At 73.4% G+C, this 21,272-nt stretch carries 14 protein-coding genes; 7 read left to right on the top strand and 7 right to left on the bottom strand.

Annotated elements, in window-relative coordinates; translation table 11 throughout:
* Positions 1–6: 6 nt before the first annotated feature.
* Entirely contained in the window at positions 7–459 is a 453-nt protein-coding gene (locus tag ACFYQ6_RS33575) for a hypothetical protein (protein ID WP_361586399.1), read from the top strand.
* An 18-nt stretch (positions 460–477) separates the two neighbouring features.
* Here the strand turns inward: ACFYQ6_RS33575 and ACFYQ6_RS33570 are convergent, their stop codons facing one another.
* From ACFYQ6_RS33570 to ACFYQ6_RS33545, 6 genes are all read right to left on the bottom strand, one after another.
* Positions 478–5,184 carry a hypothetical protein gene (locus ACFYQ6_RS33570; RefSeq protein ID WP_361586401.1) on the bottom strand — a complete coding sequence of 1,569 codons (4,707 nt, stop codon included), beginning with the start codon at positions 5,182–5,184 and terminating at the stop codon, positions 478–480.
* Between the two features lie 101 nt (positions 5,185–5,285).
* On the bottom strand, positions 5,286–6,197 hold the full coding sequence (locus tag ACFYQ6_RS33565) for a hypothetical protein (protein ID WP_361586404.1): 912 nt from the start codon (positions 6,195–6,197) through the stop codon (positions 5,286–5,288).
* A 151-nt stretch (positions 6,198–6,348) separates the two neighbouring features.
* On the bottom strand, positions 6,349–7,875 hold the full coding sequence (locus ACFYQ6_RS33560; protein WP_361586407.1) for a hypothetical protein: 1,527 nt from the start codon (positions 7,873–7,875) through the stop codon (positions 6,349–6,351).
* A 57-nt stretch (positions 7,876–7,932) separates the two neighbouring features.
* Positions 7,933–11,544, bottom strand: coding sequence for a hydantoinase B/oxoprolinase family protein (locus ACFYQ6_RS33555; protein WP_388766623.1), 3,612 nt, complete (start codon positions 11,542–11,544; stop codon positions 7,933–7,935).
* A 272-nt stretch (positions 11,545–11,816) separates the two neighbouring features.
* The gene (locus tag ACFYQ6_RS33550) at positions 11,817–13,235 is read right to left on the bottom strand and encodes a HEAT repeat domain-containing protein (RefSeq protein ID WP_388766621.1); all 1,419 of its coding nucleotides are present in this window, start codon (positions 13,233–13,235) and stop codon (positions 11,817–11,819) included.
* Positions 13,236–13,477: 242 nt separating this feature from the next.
* Positions 13,478–13,870, bottom strand: a complete 393-nt coding sequence (locus tag ACFYQ6_RS33545) for an ankyrin repeat domain-containing protein (protein ID WP_361586416.1) — start codon at positions 13,868–13,870, stop codon at positions 13,478–13,480.
* Between the two features lie 317 nt (positions 13,871–14,187).
* Between ACFYQ6_RS33545 and ACFYQ6_RS33540 the strand changes: the two genes are divergently transcribed.
* Both ACFYQ6_RS33540 and ACFYQ6_RS33535 read left to right on the top strand, forming a co-directional pair.
* Complete coding sequence (locus ACFYQ6_RS33540; protein ID WP_014044751.1) at positions 14,188–14,382, top strand: hypothetical protein; 195 nt, start codon at positions 14,188–14,190, stop codon at positions 14,380–14,382.
* Between the two features lie 37 nt (positions 14,383–14,419).
* Positions 14,420–16,021 carry a hypothetical protein gene (locus tag ACFYQ6_RS33535; RefSeq protein ID WP_388766619.1) on the top strand — a complete coding sequence of 534 codons (1,602 nt, stop codon included), beginning with the start codon at positions 14,420–14,422 and terminating at the stop codon, positions 16,019–16,021.
* Between the two features lie 48 nt (positions 16,022–16,069).
* Here the strand turns inward: ACFYQ6_RS33535 and ACFYQ6_RS33530 are convergent, their stop codons facing one another.
* On the bottom strand, positions 16,070–17,569 hold the full coding sequence (locus ACFYQ6_RS33530; protein ID WP_388766617.1) for a PLP-dependent aminotransferase family protein: 1,500 nt from the start codon (positions 17,567–17,569) through the stop codon (positions 16,070–16,072).
* 101 nt (positions 17,570–17,670) lie between these two features.
* Here ACFYQ6_RS33530 and ACFYQ6_RS33525 point away from each other — a divergent pair, with 101 nt between their 5' ends.
* From ACFYQ6_RS33525 to ACFYQ6_RS33510, 4 genes are all read left to right on the top strand, one after another.
* Positions 17,671–18,339 carry a hypothetical protein gene (locus tag ACFYQ6_RS33525; protein ID WP_361586425.1) on the top strand — a complete coding sequence of 223 codons (669 nt, stop codon included), beginning with the start codon at positions 17,671–17,673 and terminating at the stop codon, positions 18,337–18,339.
* A gap of 5 nt (positions 18,340–18,344) precedes the next feature.
* The gene (locus ACFYQ6_RS33520; RefSeq protein ID WP_388766637.1) at positions 18,345–19,109 is read left to right on the top strand and encodes a glycerophosphodiester phosphodiesterase family protein; all 765 of its coding nucleotides are present in this window, start codon (positions 18,345–18,347) and stop codon (positions 19,107–19,109) included.
* A gap of 46 nt (positions 19,110–19,155) precedes the next feature.
* Positions 19,156–20,520, top strand: a complete 1,365-nt coding sequence (locus ACFYQ6_RS33515) for an MFS transporter (protein ID WP_388766614.1) — start codon at positions 19,156–19,158, stop codon at positions 20,518–20,520.
* A 264-nt stretch (positions 20,521–20,784) separates the two neighbouring features.
* On the top strand, positions 20,785–21,159 hold the full coding sequence (locus ACFYQ6_RS33510) for an RNA polymerase-binding protein RbpA (protein WP_014044757.1): 375 nt from the start codon (positions 20,785–20,787) through the stop codon (positions 21,157–21,159).
* The last annotated feature ends 113 nt before the right edge of the window (positions 21,160–21,272 follow it).

The following is a 21,272-nucleotide window of genomic DNA, read 5'->3' as shown; positions in this document are numbered from 1 at the left end:
AGGTCCTTGGAAACGGACGAGCGCCGGTACGGCGCTGCACCACCGGCGGCCGGTTCGGCGGCAGGCCGCATCCCACGGCAGTTGTGGGTGGAGGAGCCCGCGATACGGCGCAGGATGCCGGACCCGGTCCGGACGGCCGCTGTGCGAGCCGTCCTCATCATGTCGCTGACCATCATTCAGGCCATGGTGGCCTTCCTCTGCACCGTCGCGGGGTCCTGGTTCGCCTTCCCGATGGTGCTCGGCGGTGTCGCGGGCACGGTGGTCGCCACCTGGTCGGTGCTGGACGTGTGGGTGACCCGCCAGGTGTGGAACCAGCGCAACGGCGTGGTGTCCGTACCGAGCAGCACGGCACGCCGGATGCGGCGGGAACGCCGTGCCGCCAGGCGCGCCGCCCGTTCGGCCGCGCGCCGGGAGGCACGGATACGGCGCCGGGGCGAGGGCAGGCTCTCCCGAGCCTGAAGGCCTCGCCCCGGGGAGTCACGGCTTGGCCGGCGCCTGCGTCATCTCCGTGCGCATCTCCGGGACCGGCGCCCCTCCCGGGGCGTCCGGTGCCTGGCCGCTCCGCTTGAACATGCGCGTCGCGGTGATCTCGCCGTGCACGGTCTGGCCTTCGGGGTCCTGCTGAGGCAGTCCGGGCCGCAGGTGCTCCTCCACGCTGATGTACTTCAGCCCCGCTCGCAGGTCCGCGTCGTTGCGCAGCCGGATGACGAGCGGGAACTCGGCGAGCGCCGTCGTGTCGAACAGCCCGGTCGTGTAGAGGAGCTGGACGCCCAGGGCGTCGGAGACCGCGCGTTGCAGCTCCAGAAGGTACGTGGCGTTGGCCCGGCCGATGGGGTTGTCGAGGAAGAGTGTGCCCGCGTGGCGGTGCCGGTCGCGTCCCCTGTCGTTGCTGCGCAGCGCGGCCATCGTGCAGTAGAGCGCGATCGCCGCGGTGAGCAGCTGCCCCCCGGAGAAGACGTCGCCCATCTGCCCGACGGGCACACGCTCGGCGCGCAGCACGGCGTCCGGCTTCAGGATCTCCACCGCGATGCCCTTGGGCTGCAGGGCCGCCTGTACACCGCGCAGCAGCAGGGACATGCCGTCCCTGCGCAGATCCGAGTTCTTCTTGAGCGCGGCGTGCGTGGCCTCGTCGATGACCTCGCCGAGCCGCTCGGTGAGCGTCGCCTGGTCGGGCTCGTCGAACCGGATCCGGAGGAACTCCTGGCCTGACCACTCCCCCAGTCCTTCGGGGAGCTGGGAGAGCCGCTGGGCGGAGCGCAGCGTGGTGAGGGCGGACTCCACCAGACCGCGCAGCCGGTCGACGATGGAGTCGCGGTTGCGTTCCAGCTGGGCCAGTTCGTCGGTGAGCACGCGCAGCCTGGGCGCGAAGGCCGCGGCCCACTTCTCCGCGTGGTCGGGCAGCGCGACCGCGGGAAGTTCCCTGATCTGCTGGCGGGCGGGTGTGCGTACCTGTTCGTAGCGGGTGGAGTTGGCGTGCCGTACGAGGACGTCGCTCGCCTCGCGTACGGAGCTCTCCGCCGCGGACAGGTCGGTGGCGCAGCCGCGCAGTGAGCGGCGGGCCTCGGCGGCCGACTGCCGGGCCTCCTCCAGGGTTCCGGGGTACGGGTCGGGGGCGTCGGTGTCCTCGTCCGTGCCCTGGTCCCGCAGCAGGTCCCGCAGGAGCGCCGCGGTCTCGTCGAAGCCGCTCGCGGAGTCCTCGGCGGTGCGGTGCGCGCGCAGCAGGTCGGCGTGGGCGGCGCGTGCGGTGTCCAGCGCGGCGGTGGCGGCGGCCAGTTCGGTCGTGGCCGTGCGCAGCAGGGTCTGGGCCTGTTCGGCGTCGGCGGGGACGAGATCGGCGGGGAGCTCGGTGTGGTGGGGGGCCTCGTCGGCGGGCGCGAGCCGTTCGGCCTCGCCCCGGAGACGGCCGAGCTGCTCACTGGCCGCGGAGGCCCGGGTCTCCAGGATCTGGACGAGGGACTCGGCGCGGGCCGCGGCTGCCTGCCGGGAGGGCCCGTCGGCTCCGTCCGTGCCTTCGAGGAGCTGGGCGGCGCGGGTACGGACCTTGTTGGTGAGGCGGTCGAGTTCGGCCAGGGCGGCGCTCTCGTCGCTCTCGGCGCGGGCCTGCTCGGCGCGCAGATCCGCGCCGACGCCGACCTTCTCGTACAGCCGGGACGCGGCACGGTAGGCCTCGCGCAGGGCGGGGAGTGAGGTGCGCGGGGCGGTGGCGTCCGGCTCCGGGAGGGTTTCCGGGGCTCCGGCGATCTCGGCGCGCTCGGCGCGCAGGGCCCTGGCGGTGCGGTGGGCGTCGTCGGCGGCGCGCTGGGCGGCCCTTCGGTCCTCGTCCGCGGCACGTGCGCGCTCCAGGCACGCCGTCGCGCGGGCCTCGGACTCGGCCGCCTCGTCGGTCAGTTCGCGGAGCCGCGCCTGCCACCCGGCCCGGTCGCGGAGGCGGTGGGCGAGGCCGGCGAGCGCGTCGGCCGCGCGACGGGCGCGCTGGGCGGCCTCCTGCCGCTCCTCGCGCACGCGCGCGGCGTCGGCGGCTGCCTCGTCGGCCTCGGCCCGGAGGGTGCGCGCCTCGGCGAGTGCGGCCGCCGCGGTCTCGGCGGCGGCCCGGGCGGTACGCGCGGCCTCTCCGAGCTCGGCGAGCATGCCGGGCGGGCAGTCCGCCCGCCAGGAACCGATGCGGGCGGCGAGCGACCGGTCGGCGGTGAGCCGGGCCGCGAGCGTCCTGATGTCCTCGTCCCGGGCGGCGGCCCGGGCCCTGAGCGCCTGGCGCTCCTCGTCGGCGGCGTGTTCGTCGTGCATCGCCGGGTTCGGCGGTACGAGGAACACGCCGTCGGCGGTGCCGGAGGCCGGTACGGGGGCGAGCAGGGCCGCGGCGGTGCCGACGGCCACGGCCGACCTCGGCAGCAGGGCGGCGGCGGCGAGGACCTCCCGGGCGCGGGTGTGCGCGTCCGGGTCGGTGATGACGACCCCGTCGACGAGCTCGGGGCGTGTGGCCAGGACCGATGCGTGGTCTGCGGGGTCGACCGCCTGGGCGAGATAACGCCAGCCGGGCAGGGCCGGGATGCCGTGCTCGCCGAGATGCTCGACGGTGGCGAGCACGTCGGGGCCCGGGGGCAGCAGTCCGCCGTCGCCCAGAGCCCCGAGGATGCGCGAGTCGTCGGCGGCGGCCGTGCGCAGGTCGAAGAGCCTGCGTTCGGCGGCGGCGATGCCCTGGTCCAGGAGTTCGCGCAGTTCGTCGGCGCTGTTGTCGAACTCCTCGGCCGTGAGGAGGTGCGCGTCCCGGGGGGCGGTCCCGTCGCCGCCGTCGGCCGCGTCGTCCGTCGCGGCGCTCCCGCGAGGGCGGGGCACCGAGGCTGCGGGGAGCCCCAGCAGGTCGGCGAGGCGAGTGTCCGCGGCGATCGACTCCGCCGCCCTGCGCTCGGCCTCGTACGACTGCTCGGCCGCCTGGGCGCCGTCGGCGGCGCGGGCCGCGGCGAGTTCGGCGCGGCTCTCCGCCGCCGCGGCTTCGCGCGCCTGGTCGGCGGTGGCGCGGGCCGCATCGCGCGCGGTGTCCCAGGCGGCGACCGCGGACTTCTCCGCGTCGTTGGCGGCGAGGGCGGCGCGGGCCGGGTCGGCGTCCGGCGCGGAGTCGTCGAGCCAGCCGGCCCGGACGGCCTCGGCGGTCTCCTGCTCGACCTCGGCGAGGCGCTGGCGCAGGTGACCGGCCTCGCTGCGGGCGCGCTGCGCCTCGGTGGCCGCGGTGGTCGCGTCCCGGTGCGCCGTCTCCCCCGTGGTCTGGAGGATCGCGGAGCGTTCCTCCTCCTCGTCCGCTACCCGCTCCCCCGCCTCGGCCGCGGTGTGCAGGGCGCGTACGAGGTCGGCGGCGGCCGTGGCGCGAGCCGCGAGGGCCGGGGCGGCGTCGCGTTCCGCCTCCTGGATGGCCGCGGCGACGCGGGCGGAACGGTCGGCGGCGGCGCGGTGACGCAGCACCGCCTCGGCGGCCTGCCACGCGGCGTGCAGGGTGCGTGCCTCGCCCAGCTCGCGGCGCTGGGCCGCCGCGCTCTTCTCCGCGGCGGCCAGGGCGAGGGAGGCGTGCCGGTAGGCCAGTTCGGCGGCGACCAGGTCCCGGTGGCCCCGGGTCCTCTCGGCCTCGGTGACGGTGTGGGCGGCGGCCGTGACCTCCTGCGCCAGCTCGGCGGTACGGCCACGCTCCTCGGCGGCGCGGCCGGAGAGCCGGCGGGCCAGGGTGCGGGTGCGCCGCTCGGCACCGGCGTGGACGTCGCGGCTGCGGGCCCGGGTGGCCGTGGCGTCGACGATCCTGCCCAGCAGGTCGACGGAGCCCGCGGTGAAGTCACGCTCGGCGGTGAGTTCGGCACGTCGGCCGAGCTTGTTGCCGAAGCCGCTGACGAGGTCGGCGAGGCCGTCGGTGTCCCGGGTGTCGGTGACGGCCCGCAGCAGCAGGTCGGTGAAGTCGGAGTCCTTCTTGACGGCGAAGAGGCCCGCCGCCTCGCCCTCGTCGGCGTTCATCTCGCGCTGATAGCGGAAGAGTTCGGGGTCGAGTCCGAGGTCGCCGAGGTGTTCGTTCCAGCGGTCGTGGATCTCTTCCCAGTGCACGTCCAGGTGCGGGTAGAACTTGCCCGCGTCGGTGAGGGCGTCCCGGAAGCCCTTCATGGTGCGGCGCCTGCCGCGGGCGCCCGAGACGCCCTCCGCCGGGCGGCCCACCGAGGTGGCCTCGGCGACGGGGAGGCTGTCGAGGCTGAGGCCGGGTCCGGGGCGGAAGGAGTACCAGGCCTCGGCGAACTTGCGGGGGTCGTTGGAGACCTGCCGTCCGCGCCACTCGCTGACCTTGCCGACGACCACGCACTCGCCGGTGAGTGTGTGCTGCCACTCCAGGGCCACGTGCCCGCAGTCGTCGGCGAGCAGAAACTTGCGCAGGACGCCGGAACTGGCACCGCCGAGGGTATTGCGGTGGCCCGGCAGCATCACGGAGAAGATCAGCTTGAGCAGGACCGACTTGCCGCCGCCGTTCTCCAGGAACAGCACTCCGGCGGGCGCCGGGCGGCGGGGCGGCCCGACGGGTTCCTCCTCGAAGAACTCCGCCTGGGCCGGGGCGGGCCTGGGGACGGGCTCGCCGACTCCGCGCAGGTCGAGCACGGTGTCGGCGTAGCGCGCACCGGCGGGCCCGATGGAGTAGAGGCGGACCCGGGACAACTCGTACATGGCGGCGGACTCTCGTCGTTCAGGCGGCGGGCGGGCAACTGCTCGGGCAGCGGGGGCGGGGGGTCTTGGGAGGGCGGGATGTCGCGGGTGGGGCGGGCTTCTCAGGAGTGGAAGGGAAGCCCGGCGTCGGCGGCGAGCTCCAGGCCTTCGGCGTCGGGCGGGGGCAGCAGGGTGGCCGAGCCGTCGGTGACCGGGACGACGCCGAGCTCCAGGAGTTCGGCCATGGCGGCGCTGCCTGCCATGTCGCGTACCTGGAGCTGGTAGCGGGCCGTGGTGCGGTAGGCGCCTCCCGCGTCGTCCCCGGTCCGCTGGAGGAAGCCGGAGTCGGTGAGGAAGGCGACGGCCTTGCCGATGATGCCGGTGGTGGAACCGGCGAGTCTGCGGGCGTCCTTGGTCGCCCCGGTGGAACTGCGGCGGGCGTAGATCCGCCAGGCCGATTCCAGGCCGGGGGCGTCGGTGGCCGGGTCGGTGTTGTCCCCCTGCTCCTCGGCCCGCTCCTCCAGGCGCCGGCAGGCCTGGCGCACGAAGGCGTCCACGCCGTTGACCGTGATGCGGCCGATGTAGGAGTCGTCGGCCAGATCCTCCGGCCGGGGGAAGGCCATGGCGGCGACGGCGAGGTGGGCGAGGCCGTGCAGGAAGCGGTCGGCGGAGTCCGTGGAGGCGCGGCGTGCGTAGTCACCCATGCGTACGGCGAAGACGGAGTCCTCGGCCGCGGTCACGGCCATGCCCGCGCGGGTGGACACCTCCAGGACGATGAGGCCGAGGCCGGTGGCGACCGCGTCGGCGAGCCGGGCGAAGGCGGGCTCCTCCCGGTAGCGGCGGAGCAGCTCGGCGTATTCGGCGTCGCGCGCGGGCATCAGCTTGGGCTGGAGCCCGAACGAGACGAGCCGGGCCGCGTCGGCCGCGTCGGCAGGGGTGACAGCGGCGGGAGCGGCCTGCCGTGCGGCGTCGGCCGTCTGCGGGAAGGGCGGGTCGCCCCACGCGTCGGTGTGCTCGGCGTGCTGCTCGCTCAACTCGGTGACTCCTCGAAACCTGTGGGGGTGCCGCGCCCGGGAGGACGCGGGGTGACGCTGCGAACAGGGCCGCCGCACCCGGGCGGAAGCGGGGCGACGCTGCGAGCAGGGGCGCTGCACCCGGGCGGGCGCGGGCGGGCGGTGCGTACGGTCATGAGGCGTCCTTGCGGTCCGCGGCCATGCCCGCCGCGTCCAGGAGTGCCGTGCCCACTATCAGGTCGGCGCCGCCGAACTCGTGGTCCTCCAGCTGTGTGCCGTCGTCCACCGCGAACAACAGCCGCCGCTCGCCCTGGCGGTAGGCCGTGCCCACCGGCGGGCTGGCCGCGTGGACGGCGAGGAGGGCGACCAGATAGGGCAGCTCGGGGTCGCTGAGCCGGGCTTCGGCGAGGAGTCCCGAGAGCCGGCGGGGGGCGTCGTGCTCCAGGTCGAGCAGCTCCATGGCGTTGGCGAGCTGCTCCTCACTGAACCGGCTGTCGTCGGGGGTGGCGATGAGGTCGGGTTCGGGCATCTCGGCGCCCAGGTGCTCACGCTCCACCGGGGGCGTGAGCAGCAGGTCGGTCAGGTCTCCGACGCGGACCGAGGTGGGGATGCGCAGCCCGGTGCCACGGGCGAAGAACGCGTCGGTGACACGGCTCGCCTCCTCCACGGGGAGCGGCAGCAGCGGGGCGACGAGCTGGCCGTACAGGTCGAGGCCGACCCGTGCGGTGGGGGTGGCGAACGCCTGCCGGTCCTGCTCCGCGCGGAAGAGCGGTCCCGCCTCCAGCAGTCTCGACTGGAGCTGGGTGTGGCGGCGGATGCAGTCCTTGACGATGTCGACGAGTTCGGCGGCGCGGCGCTTGTGCTCGGGCTCCTCGGCTTCGTCCCGGGCCTTGCGGATGTTGGTGAGGATCGCGTTCTCGTGGCGGTAGCGGTCGGCTACGTGGTCCAGCGCCTCGGCGATCATGTCGGGGACGGCGTTCAGCCAGTCGACGGCACGGACGTTGCGCCGGGTCGCCTCCAGCGTCCTGCGGAGCGTCTCGGCGTACTGCACGGTGCGGTAACGGGCCTGTTCGGCGGCGAGCTGCGCGTCGGCGAGGCGGCCCCGGCTGATCAGGACCTCCAGCTTGACCTCGGCGGCGATCTGGGCGCTGGTGACATCGGTGTCCAGGGCTCCGACCAGGACGTTGACCGCCTCGTCGGTGGCGCGGAGGTAGACGCTGCCACCGTGGCCGGGGACCTCCTCGATGAGCTTGAAGTCGTAGTCCCTGCGCACGTAGACGCCGTCGGGCCCGAAGGTGCCGTAGACCGCGCGGAATCCGCGGTCCACGCTGCCGACGTTGATCAGGTTCTCCAGGACCCAGCGGGCGACCCGTTCGTGTTCGGTGACGGGGCGGCGAGGTGTCTGGGCGGCGATCCGGGGAATCAGCCTGGCCACTATCTGGTCGTGGTCGGCGCCCGTGTCGAAGTCCATGTTGAGGGTGACCAGGTCGATCGCGGCGAGGGCGACCTCGGCCATCGCGTAGACCGTGTACTCGCCGGCCAGATTCGCCTTGCGCACGTCGAGGTCGTGCAGCGGGGCGGTGCAGGCGAGCGCGCGGAGCCGACGCGAGAGCCCCTCATCGGCGGCGGGGCCCGGGGCGGGCCTCGGTCCCGCGCTGAGCTGGGGCGCAGCGGCGCTGGTGTCGGCAGGCGAAGTCACGCTGCACAGATTAGGTCCTCACACCGACAACGGTCGAAACGGTGCGGAAGCGACCGCTCACCCGCGCCCGTAGCCGCCCCCTCCCGGGGTGCGCAGCACGAGGACGTCCCCGGGGCCCAGCTCGGCGGTGTCACAGCCGTCGAGAGGGGTGACGGTGGTGCCGTCGGCGCGCTCGACGTACTGCTCGCCGAGGGCCCCGGGCCCGCCGCCCCCCATGCCGTACGGCGCCACCCTGCGGTGTCCCGACAGCAGGGCGAGCGTGACGGGTTCGAGGAAGCGGATCCTGCGTTCCACGCCCCGGCCGCCGTGCCACCGGCCCGTGCCGCCGCTCCCCTCGCGTACGCCGAAGCTCTCGAGCAGGACCGGGTAGCGCCATTCCAGGATCTCGGGGTCGGTGAGGCGGGAGTTGGTCATGTGGGTCTGCACGGCGTCCGCCCCGTCGAATCCGTCGCCGGCGCCGGATCCGGAGGCCACGGTCTCGTAGTACTGGACGCGGTCGTTGCCGAAGGTGAGGTTGTTCATGGTGCCCGACCCCTCGGCCTGGACCCCGAGGGCGGCGTACAGCGCCCCGGTGACGGCCTGGGAGGTCTCCACGTTGCCCGCGACGGTCGCCGCCGGGTGGACGGGCGCCAGCATCGATCCCTCGGGGACACGGACCTCCAGGGGTTTCAGGCAGCCGCTGTTGAGCGGGATGTCCTCGTCGACGAGTGTCCTGAAGACGTAGAGGACGGCGGCCATGACCACGGACTTCGGCGCGTTGAAGTTGCCCGGCTGCTGGGGCGAGGTGCCGGTGAAGTCGAGGACGGCCCGGCGGGCTCCGCGGTCCACGGTGACGGACACCTCGATGACGGCGCCGTTGTCCGTCTCGTAGCGGCAGGAGCCGTCACGCAGGCCCGCGACGAGGCGGCGTACGGACTCCTCCGCGTTGTCCTGGACGTGGCCCATGTACGCCTCGACGACGTCCTGCCCGAACTGGTGGGTCATGCGGCGCAGTTCCTCGATGCCCTTCTCGTTGGCGGCGATCTGGGCGCGCAGGTCCGCGAGGTTGGTGGCGGGGTCGCGGGAGGGGTACGCGGCGGTGGTGAGGAGCTCCCGGGTCTCCGCCTCGCGAAGGGCTCCGTCGCGTACCAGCAGCCAGTTGTCGAAGAGGACGCCTTCCTCGTGGACGGTTCGGCTGAAGGCGGGCATGGAGCCGGGGGTGATGCCGCCGATCTCCGCGTGGTGGCCGCGTGAGGCCACGAGGAAGCGCAGACGTCGCTCCTTGCCGTCCGCCGGCTCGTCGAAGACGGGCGTCACGACGGTCACGTCGGGCAGATGGGTGCCGCCGTGGTAGGGGTCGTTGACGGCGTAGACGTCGCCGGGGCGCAGGGAGCCCTCGTTGCGCCGCAGGACCTCCTTGATGGACTCCCCCATCGATCCCAGGTGGACGGGGATGTGGGGGGCGTTGGCGACCAGACCGCCTTCCGCGTCGAACAGGGCGCACGAGAAGTCCAGGCGCTCCTTGATGTTGACGGAGTGCGCCGTGTTCTCCAGGCGCACGCCCATCTGTTCGGCGATCGACATGAAGAGGTTGTTGAAGACTTCGAGCATGACCGGGTCCACCCGGGTGCCGACGGCGGTCCGTTCGGGCCGCGGATCCGTCCGGTGCAGCACGAGGTGTCCGGTCCGTCCCGTCGTGGCCTGCCAGCCGGGGGCGACGACGGTGGTGGCGTCGTCCTCGGCGACGAGGGCCGGGCCGGTCACGGTGTCGTCGGGGCGCAGGGCCTCCCTCCGGTACAGCCCGGCGTCGCGCCGGCCGCCCCCGGTGTGCATCCGGACGCTGCCGAGCGGCTCGAGTGGGCCTTCGCGCCCGTCCTCGGCCGGGGTGTACGGGAGGTGCGCTCCGGCGGTGCCGGTGGCCTCCACGGAGACCGTCTCGACCACCAGGGGTTTGTCCATGGTGAATCCGTAGCGGGCCCGGTGTGCGGCGCCGAACTCCTCGCCCATGGCCGCGGGGGTGCCGGGTGCGACGGGCAGGGCGGCGTCCGTTCCGGCGTAGCGCAGGAGGATCCGGGCCCGGGTGCTGATGGCGTCGTCCGGGACGCCGTCGGCCCGGAGCTCGGCGCGGGTGCGCGCCGCGAGGCTGTCGCAGACCTCTTCTGCCCGGGCCCTGGTCTCCTCGCTCAGCTCGGCCTCGACCGACTGCTCGCGCATCGCGGTGGCGTCGGCGAGGCCGATCCCGTACGCGGAGAGGACTCCGGCGAGTGGGGGTACGAGGACCGTGTCGATGCCGAGGGCGTCGGCCACGGCGCAGACGTGCTGACCGCCCGCGCCGCCGAAGCCGGTGAGGGCGTAGCGGGTGATGTCGTGGCCTCGCTGGACGGAGATCTTCTTGACCGCGTTCGCCATGTTCAGCACGGCGATCTCCAGGAAGCCCGCGGCCACCTCCGCGGCGCTCCTGACGCGGCCGGTCGCGTCCGACACCTCCTGCGCCAGTGCGCCGAAACGCTGTTCCACGAGGCGGGCGTCGAGCTGCTGGTCGCCGCCGGGGCCGAAGACGGCCGGGAAGTGTTCCGGACGGATGCGGCCGAGCATCACGTTGGCGTCGGTGACGGTGAGCGGCCCGCCCCGGCGGTAGCAGGCGGGACCGGGGTCGGCTCCTGCCGAGTCGGGTCCCACCCGGTAGCGCCTGCCGTCGAAGTGGAGGACGGAACCGCCTCCGGCGGCGACGGTGTGGATGCTCATCATGGGCGCGCTCATCCGCACCCCGGCCACCTGGGTGCCGAGTTCGCGCTCGAACTCGCCCGCGTAGTGGGACACGTCGGTGGAGGTGCCGCCCATGTCGAAGCCGATGACCCGGTCGTGTCCGGCCTCCTCGGACGTACGCGCCATGCCGACGACGCCCCCGGCGGGCCCGGAGAGCACGGCGTCCTTTCCCCGGAAGTGCGCGGCCTCGCGCAGTCCGCCGTTGGACTGCATGAACATCAGGCGGATTCCGGCGAGTTCGGCGGCCACCTCGTCGACGTAGCGGCGCAGGATCGGTGAGAGGTAGGCGTCGACGACGGTGGTGTCGCCGCGCGGCACGAGCTTGATCAGGGGGCTGACCTCGTGCGAGCAGCTCACCTGGGTGAAGCCCGCCTCCCTGGCCTGTTCCGCGACGGCCTTCTCGTGGTCCGGGTGGCGGTAGCCGTGCATGAACACGACGGCCGCGCTGCGGAGGCCGTCGTCCGCGGCGGCCCTCAGCCGCTCGGCCACGGTGGCGCGGTCGAGGGGGCGCACGGTGCCTCCCCGGGCGTCGACGCGCTCCGGGACCTCGATCACCCTGTCGTACACGGCTTCCGGGAGCAGGATGCGGCGGTCGAAGAGGCGTGGCCGGTTCTGGTACGCGATCCTCAGGGCGTCCCGGAAGCCTTCGGTGACGACGAGCACGGTCGGCTCGCCCCGCCGCTCCAGGAGGGCGTTGGTGGCGACGGTGGTGCCCATCTTGACGCTCGCGACCCGGTCGGCGGGTACGGGGTCCCGGGGACCGAGCCCGAGCAGGAGCCGGATCCCGGCCACGGCCGCGTCCTGCCGGCGGCCCGGGTCGTGCGACAGCAGTTTGCGGGAGACCAGTTTCCCGCCGGGGTCGCGTCCCACCACGTCCGTGAAGGTGCCGCCGCGGTCGATCCAGAACTCCCAGCGTCCGGTCATTCCCCCATTCTCGCGTGGGGGAGGAACCCCCGCAGGGAGGGCGGGGCGGGGGTGAGGCCGACGGCGCTGTGGACGGCGCGTATCCGGTGCCGGGCGGCGCTCGCCCCGAGGCGAAGTGTTTCGGTGACGACGGCACGCACGAGGGTGTGGTCACCCCGCCGGGAGCGACTCCGCCGGCTTGGATCCGTCCGCCCGGGGTACGTTTCGTGAGCTTTGCGCCGCGCGCCCCCGGCGCGCGGCATCCGGGCTCCGTCGGTCGGCGGAGCGCCGGCTCAGACGGCGGGTGCGTCGGGTCCGATCCTGCTGCGCACCGCGGTCTGCACCTCGGCCTCCTCGGCCGGGTCGGCGGCGAGCCGCCTCAGTCGTTCGGCGACCCTGATGTCCCCGGTCTCCGCGTGGCGCGCGGCCAGTTCCCGGGTGGTCTCCTCGCAGTCCCACAGGCATTCGACGGCGAAGCCGGTGGCGAAGGACGGGTCGGTGGCGGCCAGCGCGCGGGCGGCTCTGCCCCGCAGGTGCGAGGAGGAGGTCTCCCGGTACACGTGGCGCAGTACGGGTGCGGCGCAGACGATGCCCAGCCGGCCCGTGCCGTCGACGAGGTTCCAGAGGCGGGGGGCGTCGGGGCCTTCGCCCCTCACGGCCTCGCGCAGGGCGGCGAGGACGAGCGGGGCGTCCTGGCCGGTTCCCCGGCAGGCCAGGACTCCGGCCGCCGAGGCTCCGAGGGCGTCGGGGCGGTGGGCCCATCGCCTGGCCCGTTCGACGGCTGCTTCTCCGCACATGCGCTCGAACGCGGCCACGGCTGCCTCGGCGACCGTGCAGGACGGGCCGACGGCGGCCAGCTCGACGAGGTCGAGCACGGCGGGGTCCCGCGCTTCGGCCAGGTAGTGCAGGGCGGCGCAGCGCGCCCCGTCGGAGCCGCTGCGGGCGGCCTCGACGATCAGGGGCCGGTCCTCCGCCCCCGCCACGGCGGCGAGGCAGCGTGCCGCGGGCACGTGGAGGACGCTGCCGCGCTCCAGGCCGGCCTGGGCCCAGTCGAAGACCGCCTGGACACTCCAGCCGGGGCGTGGTCCGCCCGGCCGCATCTGCCGCTGCCACCGGTCGAAGGAGCCCTGCTCCGTCGCCGTCCTGATGCGGGCCCCGACCGCTTCGCGCGGGTCGTCGGCCCACAGCCGCCAGGGGCGGGGCTCGAAGGCGTCCCGTACGGCGGCGGCCAGCTCGGCGGTGCCGTCGGCGGTCGCGGGGAAACGGGCGAGCACCGGTTCGGCGAGGGAGCGCAGCCCGGCGTCGTCGTCGCGCAGGGCCAGCTCGTCGAGCGCCCAGGCCCAGTTGGATCCGGTGGCCGCGTAACGCCGCAGGAGCACGAGGGCGTCGTCCCGCCCGTAGGAGGCGAGGTGGCCGAGCACGGAGAGGGCGAGGCCCGTACGGGAGTCCTCGGTGTCGAGGTGGTCCTCGGGGTCCCACAGGTGCCGCTCGATCTCCTCGGTGCCCCCGTCGAGGTCGAGGTAGAGGCGCGCGTAGTAGAGGGAGCGGTTCTCGACCTGCCAGTCATGCCGGGGGTCGCTCAGGACGCAGTGGTTGAGAGCCGCCAGGGCCTCGGTGCGCGGTGCGGCGAGCGCGTGGAGCGTGCCGTCGCCGCGGCCCCTCTGCAGCAGGCCGAGCAGGGTGCCGCTCGGCGCTATGAACGGATCGAACATGGGGAAAGCCTCACATCAAGCTGTCGACGCAACCGGGACTGTGCTGTTCCATGTGCCGGGGTGACATCCCCTAGGCCGCGCAGCAACATGATCGGCCGACCGCCGTCTTCTGCCTGGTGCTCATCTTCCTCTGCCTCTCGTCGGTGGTCCTGAGCGGACCCGCGACGTCATGATGACCCACCCATTTCGCCGACGCGACCACATTTACGGCGCCCCGGCCGGCCAGGGGCCGGGACGGCGTCTCAGCGCGCACCGAAGAGTTCCAGCAGGTCGTCCTTGCCGAACATGCGCGCGGTGTCCACGGCGGAGGGCGTTCCGGAGGCCGGATCGGCCCCTGCGGCGAGGAGGGTGTCGATCACCGCGCGCTCGCCCTTGAAGACGGCTCCGGCCAAGGGCGTCTGCCCCCGGTCGTTGGCCCGGTCCGGGTCGGCCCCGCGGTCCGCGAGGGCCGCGACGGCGGGGGCGTGCCCGTGGTAGGCGGCGAGCATCAGCAGGGAGTCACCGCGGTCGTTGGTGAGGTTCGCGGGGACACCCGCGTCGACGTAGGCGGCGAGCGCGTCACTCTCGCCCCGGCGGGCCAGGTCGAAGACCTTGGCCGCCAGCTCGACCACCTCGGGATCAGGGGCTTCGCTCATCGGACGGACCGCCTTCCATTGCCTTTGTCTGAGCTGGTGGGGACGTACGGCAGGGGCCGTACGAGTGAATCGACAGGGTACTGCTCCGGGGCAGTCGTCAGTCTGCCCCGGTGCGGCGGAAGATCACCCTGCCCTGCCTGAATTCCGGGTGGAATGGGGCCGCCGCCGCCCGCCAGGGCCCGCAGGCCGGCGCTTTTCACCCACCGGTGGAGTGAAATCGAACGTTATTCACTCACTTGCACCTTTTATCGTATAGGTACATGTTGTGATCCTGGAAGTACTCATGGTGACTGTCCCCTCAACCAGGAGAACCGCTCATGATCCTCTCCATCTCCGGCGTGGTACTGCTCGGCATCATCGTCTTCCTGTTCTTCAAGAAGGACGGGCTCAAGGCGTCCCACGCCCTCATCTGCGCTCTGTTCGGCTTCTACCTCGCCGGCACAGCCATCGCCCCCAGCATCACGGCCGGCGGGGCGAGCCTCGCCAGCATGCTGGGCGGGATCAAGTTCTGACGCTCCGAAACCGCTCCCACCTCTCCAGGAGACCGACGTGGCCCGGCGACCACTCCCCCGCATTCTCCAGCGCGGCAGCGCTTCGATCGCCCGCGGTCGCGACATCGCGCGCACGGCCGCCGACAACGCCACCGACGTCCTCCATCCGCTGATCACGGTCACCCGGGGTCTGCGGCTGCTGGCGGGAGCAGGGCGGCAGAAGTGGGCCGCGACACCCAGGGAGCGGCGCGGACACGTGCTCTTCCTCGTCGCGGCCTGCGTACTGACGGTGGCGCTCATCCCCTACGGGCCCCTGCTGGCCCTCATCTCGGTGATGGGCGCTGCCGCGTGGCGGGGCCGCGAGCGCACGCCCGCGCGCACGGGCCCCGACGAGGCGGAGACCGCACGGCTCCAGGCTCTCTACGAGGCACTCGTGCCGCACTTCTCCGCGTCCGAGGACCCCGGTCCGCTGTTCTCCCACGGCGGCGACTGGGAGAAGGCCTTCGGCACGTCGTACGCCTTCGACGGCAACGGCCGCCTCACCCGCCTCCAGGTGAACTATCCGGCGTACTTCACCGACGGCGATCCCGAGTCCCGCGCCCGCGTCGAGCAGGTGCTCCACGCCAAGTCGGGCCGCGGCCGCGAATACCACTTCGCCTGGGACGAGGAGAGCAACCATCTCCTCATGACCGTTCTCGCCGCGCTCCCCACCTCCATCGCCGCCCAGCGTTTCGTGACCGCCCCCGGCGAGACCGTGCTGGGCTTCACCGACGCCGACGCGGTCCGGCGCACGGTGCCGGTCCAGGACGGCGACACCACACGGGACGCCTCGCCGGTGATCTGGCGGACCGGAACCCGGTCCACCGAGCCCCATCTGCTGGTCGCCGGGCACCCCGGCAGCGGCACCACGACCCTGATGCGTTCCCTCGCCCTGCAGGCACTGCGGGACGGCGACGTGCTCGTCGTCGACGGCGGCGGCACCGGCGAGTACGGGTTCCTGACCGGCAGGGACGGTGTGCTGGCCGTGGAGTGCGGTCTGGCAGGGGCTCTCGCGACGCTCGAGTGGGCGGCGCACGAGACCGAGCGGCGGCTCATCGCGGCCAACCGGGCCCGGCAGGCCGGGCACCCCGAGCCCGAGGACACCAAGCGCCCCCTCTGGATCCTGCTGGACCGCCCGAGCGTGCTGGGGCACCTGGCGGCGGCCGACGGCAGGCAGGACCCGCAGGAGCTGCTCCAGGTGCCGCTGCGGCACGGCCGGGCGGCAGGCGTGACGGTCGTCGTCGCCGACCAGTTCGACAGCCTCGACTCCCTCACCGACGCGGTACGGACCCACACCAGGGCCCGCGCCGTGCTCGGCCCGGCGACCCGCGAGGAGGTGGAGGCGGTCCTGGGAGCGGAGCCGCACACGACCCCCACGGCGGACGTGCCGCCAGGACGCGGCTACACCCGGCTGGGCACGGGGCCGGTCCTGCGGCTCCAGGTGCCGGCCACCCCGGACCCGTACGACGACGCGACGAGCGAGGCGCACCGGCAGGCCGTGCTCGACCTGCTGCCGGGCGCGGCGCCCGCGCCGCAGCCGGCCCGGCCCGCGGCCGCCGTCGAGGCCCCGCCCGTCCACACGGACAAGCTCGTCGCGACCCCGGCCGTCGCTGAGGGCTGAGAACCGGCGCACCCGCGCCAGCCGTGAGCACGGATGGCCGCAGGCGCCTCAGGCCACGAAGGTCCGGGGCGCCTCGGCGCTGGAGCTCGCCCCGGAGCCGACCAGTTCGGCTGCCGCGGCGAGCCGCAGCGCCGCCTCGTCCGCCACCGGCCCTCCCACGGTGAAGGGAAGGCGCACATAGCCCTCGAACGCTCCGTCGACCCCGAACCGGGGCCCCGAGGGGACGCGTACGCCGACCCGCTCGCCGGCCACCGCCAGCCGGGAGCCTGAGAGCCCGCCGGTGCGCACCCAGAGCGTGAGGCCTCCGCGCGGCACCTCGAACTCCCAGGCGGGCAGCTCCCGGCGCAGCGCCCGCACCAGATCGTCCCTGTTCTCCCGCGCCTGGTCGCGCCGCATCTCCACCGCCTCTTCCCAGCCGCCCGTCCGCATCAGCCAGTTGATGGCGAGCTGCTCCAGCACGGGGGTCCCCATGTCGGCGTACGCGCGCGCCGAGACCAGGCTGCGGATGACGTCGGGCGCGGCCCGCACCCAGCCGATCCTCATGCCGGCCCAGAAGGCCTTGCTCGCGGATCCGACGGTCAGGACGGTGCTGCCCGCGGGGTCGAACCCGCAGACCCTGCGCGGCATGTCCACGTCGGCGTCCAGATGCAGCTCGTTCATGGTCTCGTCGACCACCAGGACCGTCCCCGCGGAGCGGGCGGCCTCGACCAGGGCGCGGCGCTGCTGCTCGTCGGCGAGGGCGCCGGTCGGATTGTGGAAGTCCGCGACGACGTAGGCGAGCCTCGGCGCCGCGTCCCGCAGCACCTGCCGCCAGCGGTTCATGTCCCAGCCGCCCAGCCCCTCCTCCATCGCCACGGGCACCAGCCGCGCGCCCGCCTCCCGCATCAGCTGGAGGATGTTGGCGTAGCTCGGGGACTCCACGGCGATGCGTTCACCGCGGCCCGCGAAGAGGTGGCAGATGGCGTCGATGGCTCCCATCGCCCCGGTGGTCACCATGATCTGCTCGGGCATGGTGGGGATGCCGCGCCCGGTGTAGCGGTCCGCGATCATCTGGCGCAGGGCGGGCAGCCCCGCGGGATAGTCGCCGTGGGTGTGGGCGTACGGCGGCAGCTCCTCCAGTGCGCCCTGGACGGCACGGGTCAGCCACGGCTCGGGGGCGGGGAGCGAGGCGCAGCCGAGGTCGATCACCGAGCCGAGCGACTCCGGGGGCAGGGGTTCGAGGCCACGGGCGGGAAGCGGATTGCCGGCCGGGACCGCGGTCCAGCTGCCGGCTCCACGGCGCGACTCCAGGAAGCCCTCCGCCCGCAGGGCCTCGTAGGCCGCGGCGACGGTGGTGCGGCTGAGCGAGAGGGCCAGCGCGAGTTCCCGTTCGGCGGGCAGCCGCGCGGCGACCGGGACCCGCCCCTCCAGGACGAGCAGCCGTACCCCGTCGGCCAGGGCGCGGTAGGCGGGGGGCTTGCGGGCGCCGGGTGCCAGGGGACGGGTCCGCTGGGCCTGGAGCTGGCGTGCGAGCTGCGCCGCGCCGACCGTCGAAGTCCACTGCGCCATACAGATCAGTCCACCTTCCTCGGATTGGCCATAGTTGGCAGCCAATCCCCTGCCACAGAGTGACACGCAACAGTCCACCACCACCACACAGGGGGCACCACGTGTCCGATTCCACCGTCCGGACCCGCCCTCGGATCGCCCGGCGGCTGATCCATCTGTACGCCGGCCTGGCTCTGTACGGAGCGAGCTCTGCGCTCCTGGTCCGCGCCGGCCTCGGGCTCGAACCGTGGGGGGTCCTGCACCAAGGGCTCGCCGAGCGCACCGGCATCTCGATCGGGGTCGTCTCGATCGCCGTCGGAGCGGTCGTCCTCCTGCTGTGGATCCCGATCAGGCAACGGCCGGGGCTGGGCACCGTCTCCAACGTCTTCGCCGTGGGTCTCGCGATGGACGGCACGCTCGCCCTGGTGCCGGACGCGCACGGGCTCTGGACGCGGATCGCGGTGATGGCAGCGGGGATCGCGCTGAACGGTGTCGCCACCGGTCTGTACATCTCGGCGCGCTTCGGGCCCGGACCACGTGACGGCCTCATGACGGGGCTGAACCGGATCACGGGCCGCTCGATCCGGCTCGTGCGTACGGCGATCGAGGTGGCCGTGGTGGTGACCGGTTTCCTGCTCGGCGGTTCTTTGGGCGTGGGCACAGTCCTCTACGCACTGGCGATCGGCCCGCTCGCGCAGTTCTTCCTGCGTTTCTTCGCCCTCCCCGCGCCGGACACCGGCACCCGGGCCGTTGCCGGGCAGTCACCCCGAGGGGCGATACTTCCGCGGTGACCGCAGTGACTTCTGGACGCCATCCCTATCTGGACCATCCTTCGACGATTCCGTTCGCCCATCGCGGCGGGGCGGCGGACGGTCTGGAGAACACGGCAGCCGCGTTCCGGCGGGCAGCCGGCGCCGGCTACCGCTACTTCGAGACCGACGTGCACGCCACGGCGGACGGCCGCCTGGTCGCCTTCCACGACTCCACCCTGGACCGGGTGACGGATTCCCAGGGCCGGATAGCCGCGCTCCCCTGGAGCGAGGTGAGCAGGGCGAGGGTGGCGGGCAGCGAACCGCTGCCGCTCTTCGAGGAGTTGCTGGAGGAGTTCCCGGACGCACGCTGGAACGTGGACATCAAGGCGGAGCCCGCCCTCGTCCCGCTGATCGACCTGATCCGCAGGGCCGGCGCCTGGGACCGTGTGTGCGTGGGGTCGTTCTCGGAAGCGCGCGTGGCCAGGGCGCACCGCCTCGCGGGCGCTGGGCTGGCCACCTCCTACGGGGTGCGCGGGGTGCTCGGCCTGCGGCTGCGCTCGTACGGCATCCCGGCGGCGCTCCGGGCGGGCGCGGTCTGCGCGCAGGTTCCCGAGGCCCAGAACGGCATCCGCGTCGTCGACCGCGCCTTCGTCCGCACGGCCCATGCACGGGGGCTGCAGGTCCACGTCTGGACCGTCAACGAACCGGAGCGGATGGCGGCCCTCCTCGACCTCGGTGTGGATGGCATCATGACCGATCACATCGAGACGCTGCGCACGGTGCTGAGCGAGCGGGGGGCATGGGCCTGACGCCGGGGCCCGCCGCGTCCGCACGGAACGAGCGAGGGGGCGCGGCGTGAGCACCGACACCGCAGGAACGGCGGATCCGGCCGGGCATCCGGACGGGGCCGAGGGACGCAGGCGCGAACAACGCGGCTGGTACTTCTACGACTTCGCGTGCTCCGTGTATTCGACCAGCGTCCTCACGGTGTTCCTGGGCCCCTATCTGACGTCGATCGCCAAGGCCGCCGCTGACGCGGACGGATTCGTCCACCCGCTGGGCATACCCGTGCGGGCGGGCTCCCTCTTCGCGTACGCGGTGTCGGTGTCCATCGTCGTGGCGGTGATCGTCATGCCGGTCGCCGGCGCGGCGGCGGACCGCACCGGGCGCAAGAAGCCGCTGCTGGCGGCAGCGGCGTACACGGGCGCGACGGCGACGGCCTGCATGTTCTTCCTGGAGGGCCACCGTTACCTCCTGGGGGCCTTCCTGCTGATCGTGGCGAACGCTTCGATCTCCGTGTCGATGGCCCTCTACAACGCGTACCTCCCGCAGATCGCGACCGCGCAGGAGCGCGACGCGGTCTCCTCGAAGGGCTGGGCCTTCGGGTACACCTCGGGCGCGCTCGTCCTCGTGCTGAATCTGGTCCTCTTCACGGGCCACGACTCCTTCGGGCTCTCCGAGTCCGACGCGATCCGGATCTGCCTCGCCTCGGCAGGCGTGTGGTGGGGGGCCTTCGCCCTGGTGCCGCTGAGGCGGCTGCGCGACCGGCGGGTGACTCCCGGCGGCGAGGGCGCGGTCGGCTCCGGCTGGCGCCAGTTGCGGGCGACGCTGCGCGACATGCGCCGCCATCCGCTGACCCTGTCGTTCCTGCTCGCCTATCTGGTCTACAACGACGGCGTCCAGACGGTGATCTCGCAGGCCTCGCTCTACGGCTCCGAGGAACTCGGACTGGACCAGACGACCCTGATCACCGCCGTCCTGCTGGTGCAGGTGCTCGCCGTCGCCGGGGCCCTCGGGATGGGACGGCTCGCCCGGCTGTACGGCGCCAAGCGCACGATTCTGGCTTCGCTGGCCGTGTGGACGCTGATCCTCGCGGCGGCCTATGTGCTGCCCGCCGGCGCTCCGGTCTTCTTCTACACGCTGGCTGCGGCGATCGGGCTGGTACTGGGCGGCAGCCAGGCACTCTCCCGCTCGCTCTTCTCGCATCTGGTGCCGCGCGGGAAGGAGGCCGAGTACTTCTCGGCCTACGAGATGAGCGACCGGGGCCTCAGCTGGCTGGGCCCCCTGGCCTTCGGCCTCTGCTACCAGCTGACCGGCAGCTACCGGGACGCTCTCCTGTCCCTGGTGGCCTTCTTCGCGCTCGGCGCCGTACTGCTCGCGAGGGTCCCCGTACGGGCCGCCGTGGCCGCCGCGGGCAACGCCGTTCCTGAACGGATTTAGACGTTGAAGTGAAAGGCCGGTAGTGTACGCCTTTGGCCTGCCCGGAGGACCGTTACTGCGAGTGGAAGACGTCAAACCGTTGGGTGACAACTTCAACCAGAGGTGACAAACCGGGCAGCGGAGGGTATTCAACCCAGACAAAGCAGCGGCACGACGGGCGACGCATGACCGGCAACGGGAATCTTTGCCGCCGACCGGACGTTGACCGGATGACGACGACAGCGACATTTGTCCTGTGGGCGACAAGCCCGGGAGGCACGATTCATGAGTGAGCGAGCTCTCCGCGGCACGCGACTCGTGGTTACCAGCTACGAGACGGACCGCGGCATCGATCTGGCCCCGCGCCAGGCGGTGGAGTACGCATGCCCGAACGGACATCGATTTGAGATGCCGTTCTCGGTAGAGGCAGAAATTCCGCCGGAGTGGGAGTGCAAGGCGTGCGGCGCCACGGCACTCCTGGTGGACGGGGATGGCCCCGAGGAGAAGAAGGGCAAGCCGGCGCGCACGCACTGGGACATGCTCATGGAGCGGCGCACCCGCGAGGAGCTGGAGGAGGTGCTGGCCGAGAGGCTGGCGGTTCTGCGCTCCGGAGCCATGAACATCGCCGTGCACCCGCGGGACAGCAGGAAGTCTGCCTGACCGCATCTCCGCACCGATCGAGCCGCGGGGGGGGGGGCGCGGGGGGGGGGGGGGGGCCCCCGCCGGGCGGGGGGGGCGGGGGGCGGCCGGGGGGGACGACCCCCCGGCGCCGG

Source organism: Streptomyces sp. NPDC005494 (assembly GCF_042872025.1).
In the GTDB taxonomy this organism is placed as follows: Bacteria; Actinomycetota; Actinomycetes; order Streptomycetales; family Streptomycetaceae; genus Streptomyces.
The sequence above is the reverse complement of the archived record's forward strand: the minus strand, read 5'-3'. Positions and strand labels throughout refer to the sequence as shown.

Coding starts and splice junctions, on each gene's coding strand:
- ACFYQ6_RS33570 (WP_361586401.1), bottom strand. CDS start 5,184: ATGTACGAGTTGTCCCGGGTCCGCCTCTACTCCATCGGGCCCGCCGGT.
- ACFYQ6_RS33555 (WP_388766623.1), bottom strand. CDS start 11,544: ATGACCGGACGCTGGGAGTTCTGGATCGACCGCGGCGGCACCTTCACG.
- ACFYQ6_RS33550 (WP_388766621.1), bottom strand. CDS start 13,235: ATGTTCGATCCGTTCATAGCGCCGAGCGGCACCCTGCTCGGCCTGCTG.
- ACFYQ6_RS33545 (WP_361586416.1), bottom strand. CDS start 13,870: ATGAGCGAAGCCCCTGATCCCGAGGTGGTCGAGCTGGCGGCCAAGGTC.
- ACFYQ6_RS33540 (WP_014044751.1), top strand. CDS start 14,188: ATGATCCTCTCCATCTCCGGCGTGGTACTGCTCGGCATCATCGTCTTC.
- ACFYQ6_RS33530 (WP_388766617.1), bottom strand. CDS start 17,569: ATGGCGCAGTGGACTTCGACGGTCGGCGCGGCGCAGCTCGCACGCCAG.
- ACFYQ6_RS33510 (WP_014044757.1), top strand. CDS start 20,785: ATGAGTGAGCGAGCTCTCCGCGGCACGCGACTCGTGGTTACCAGCTAC.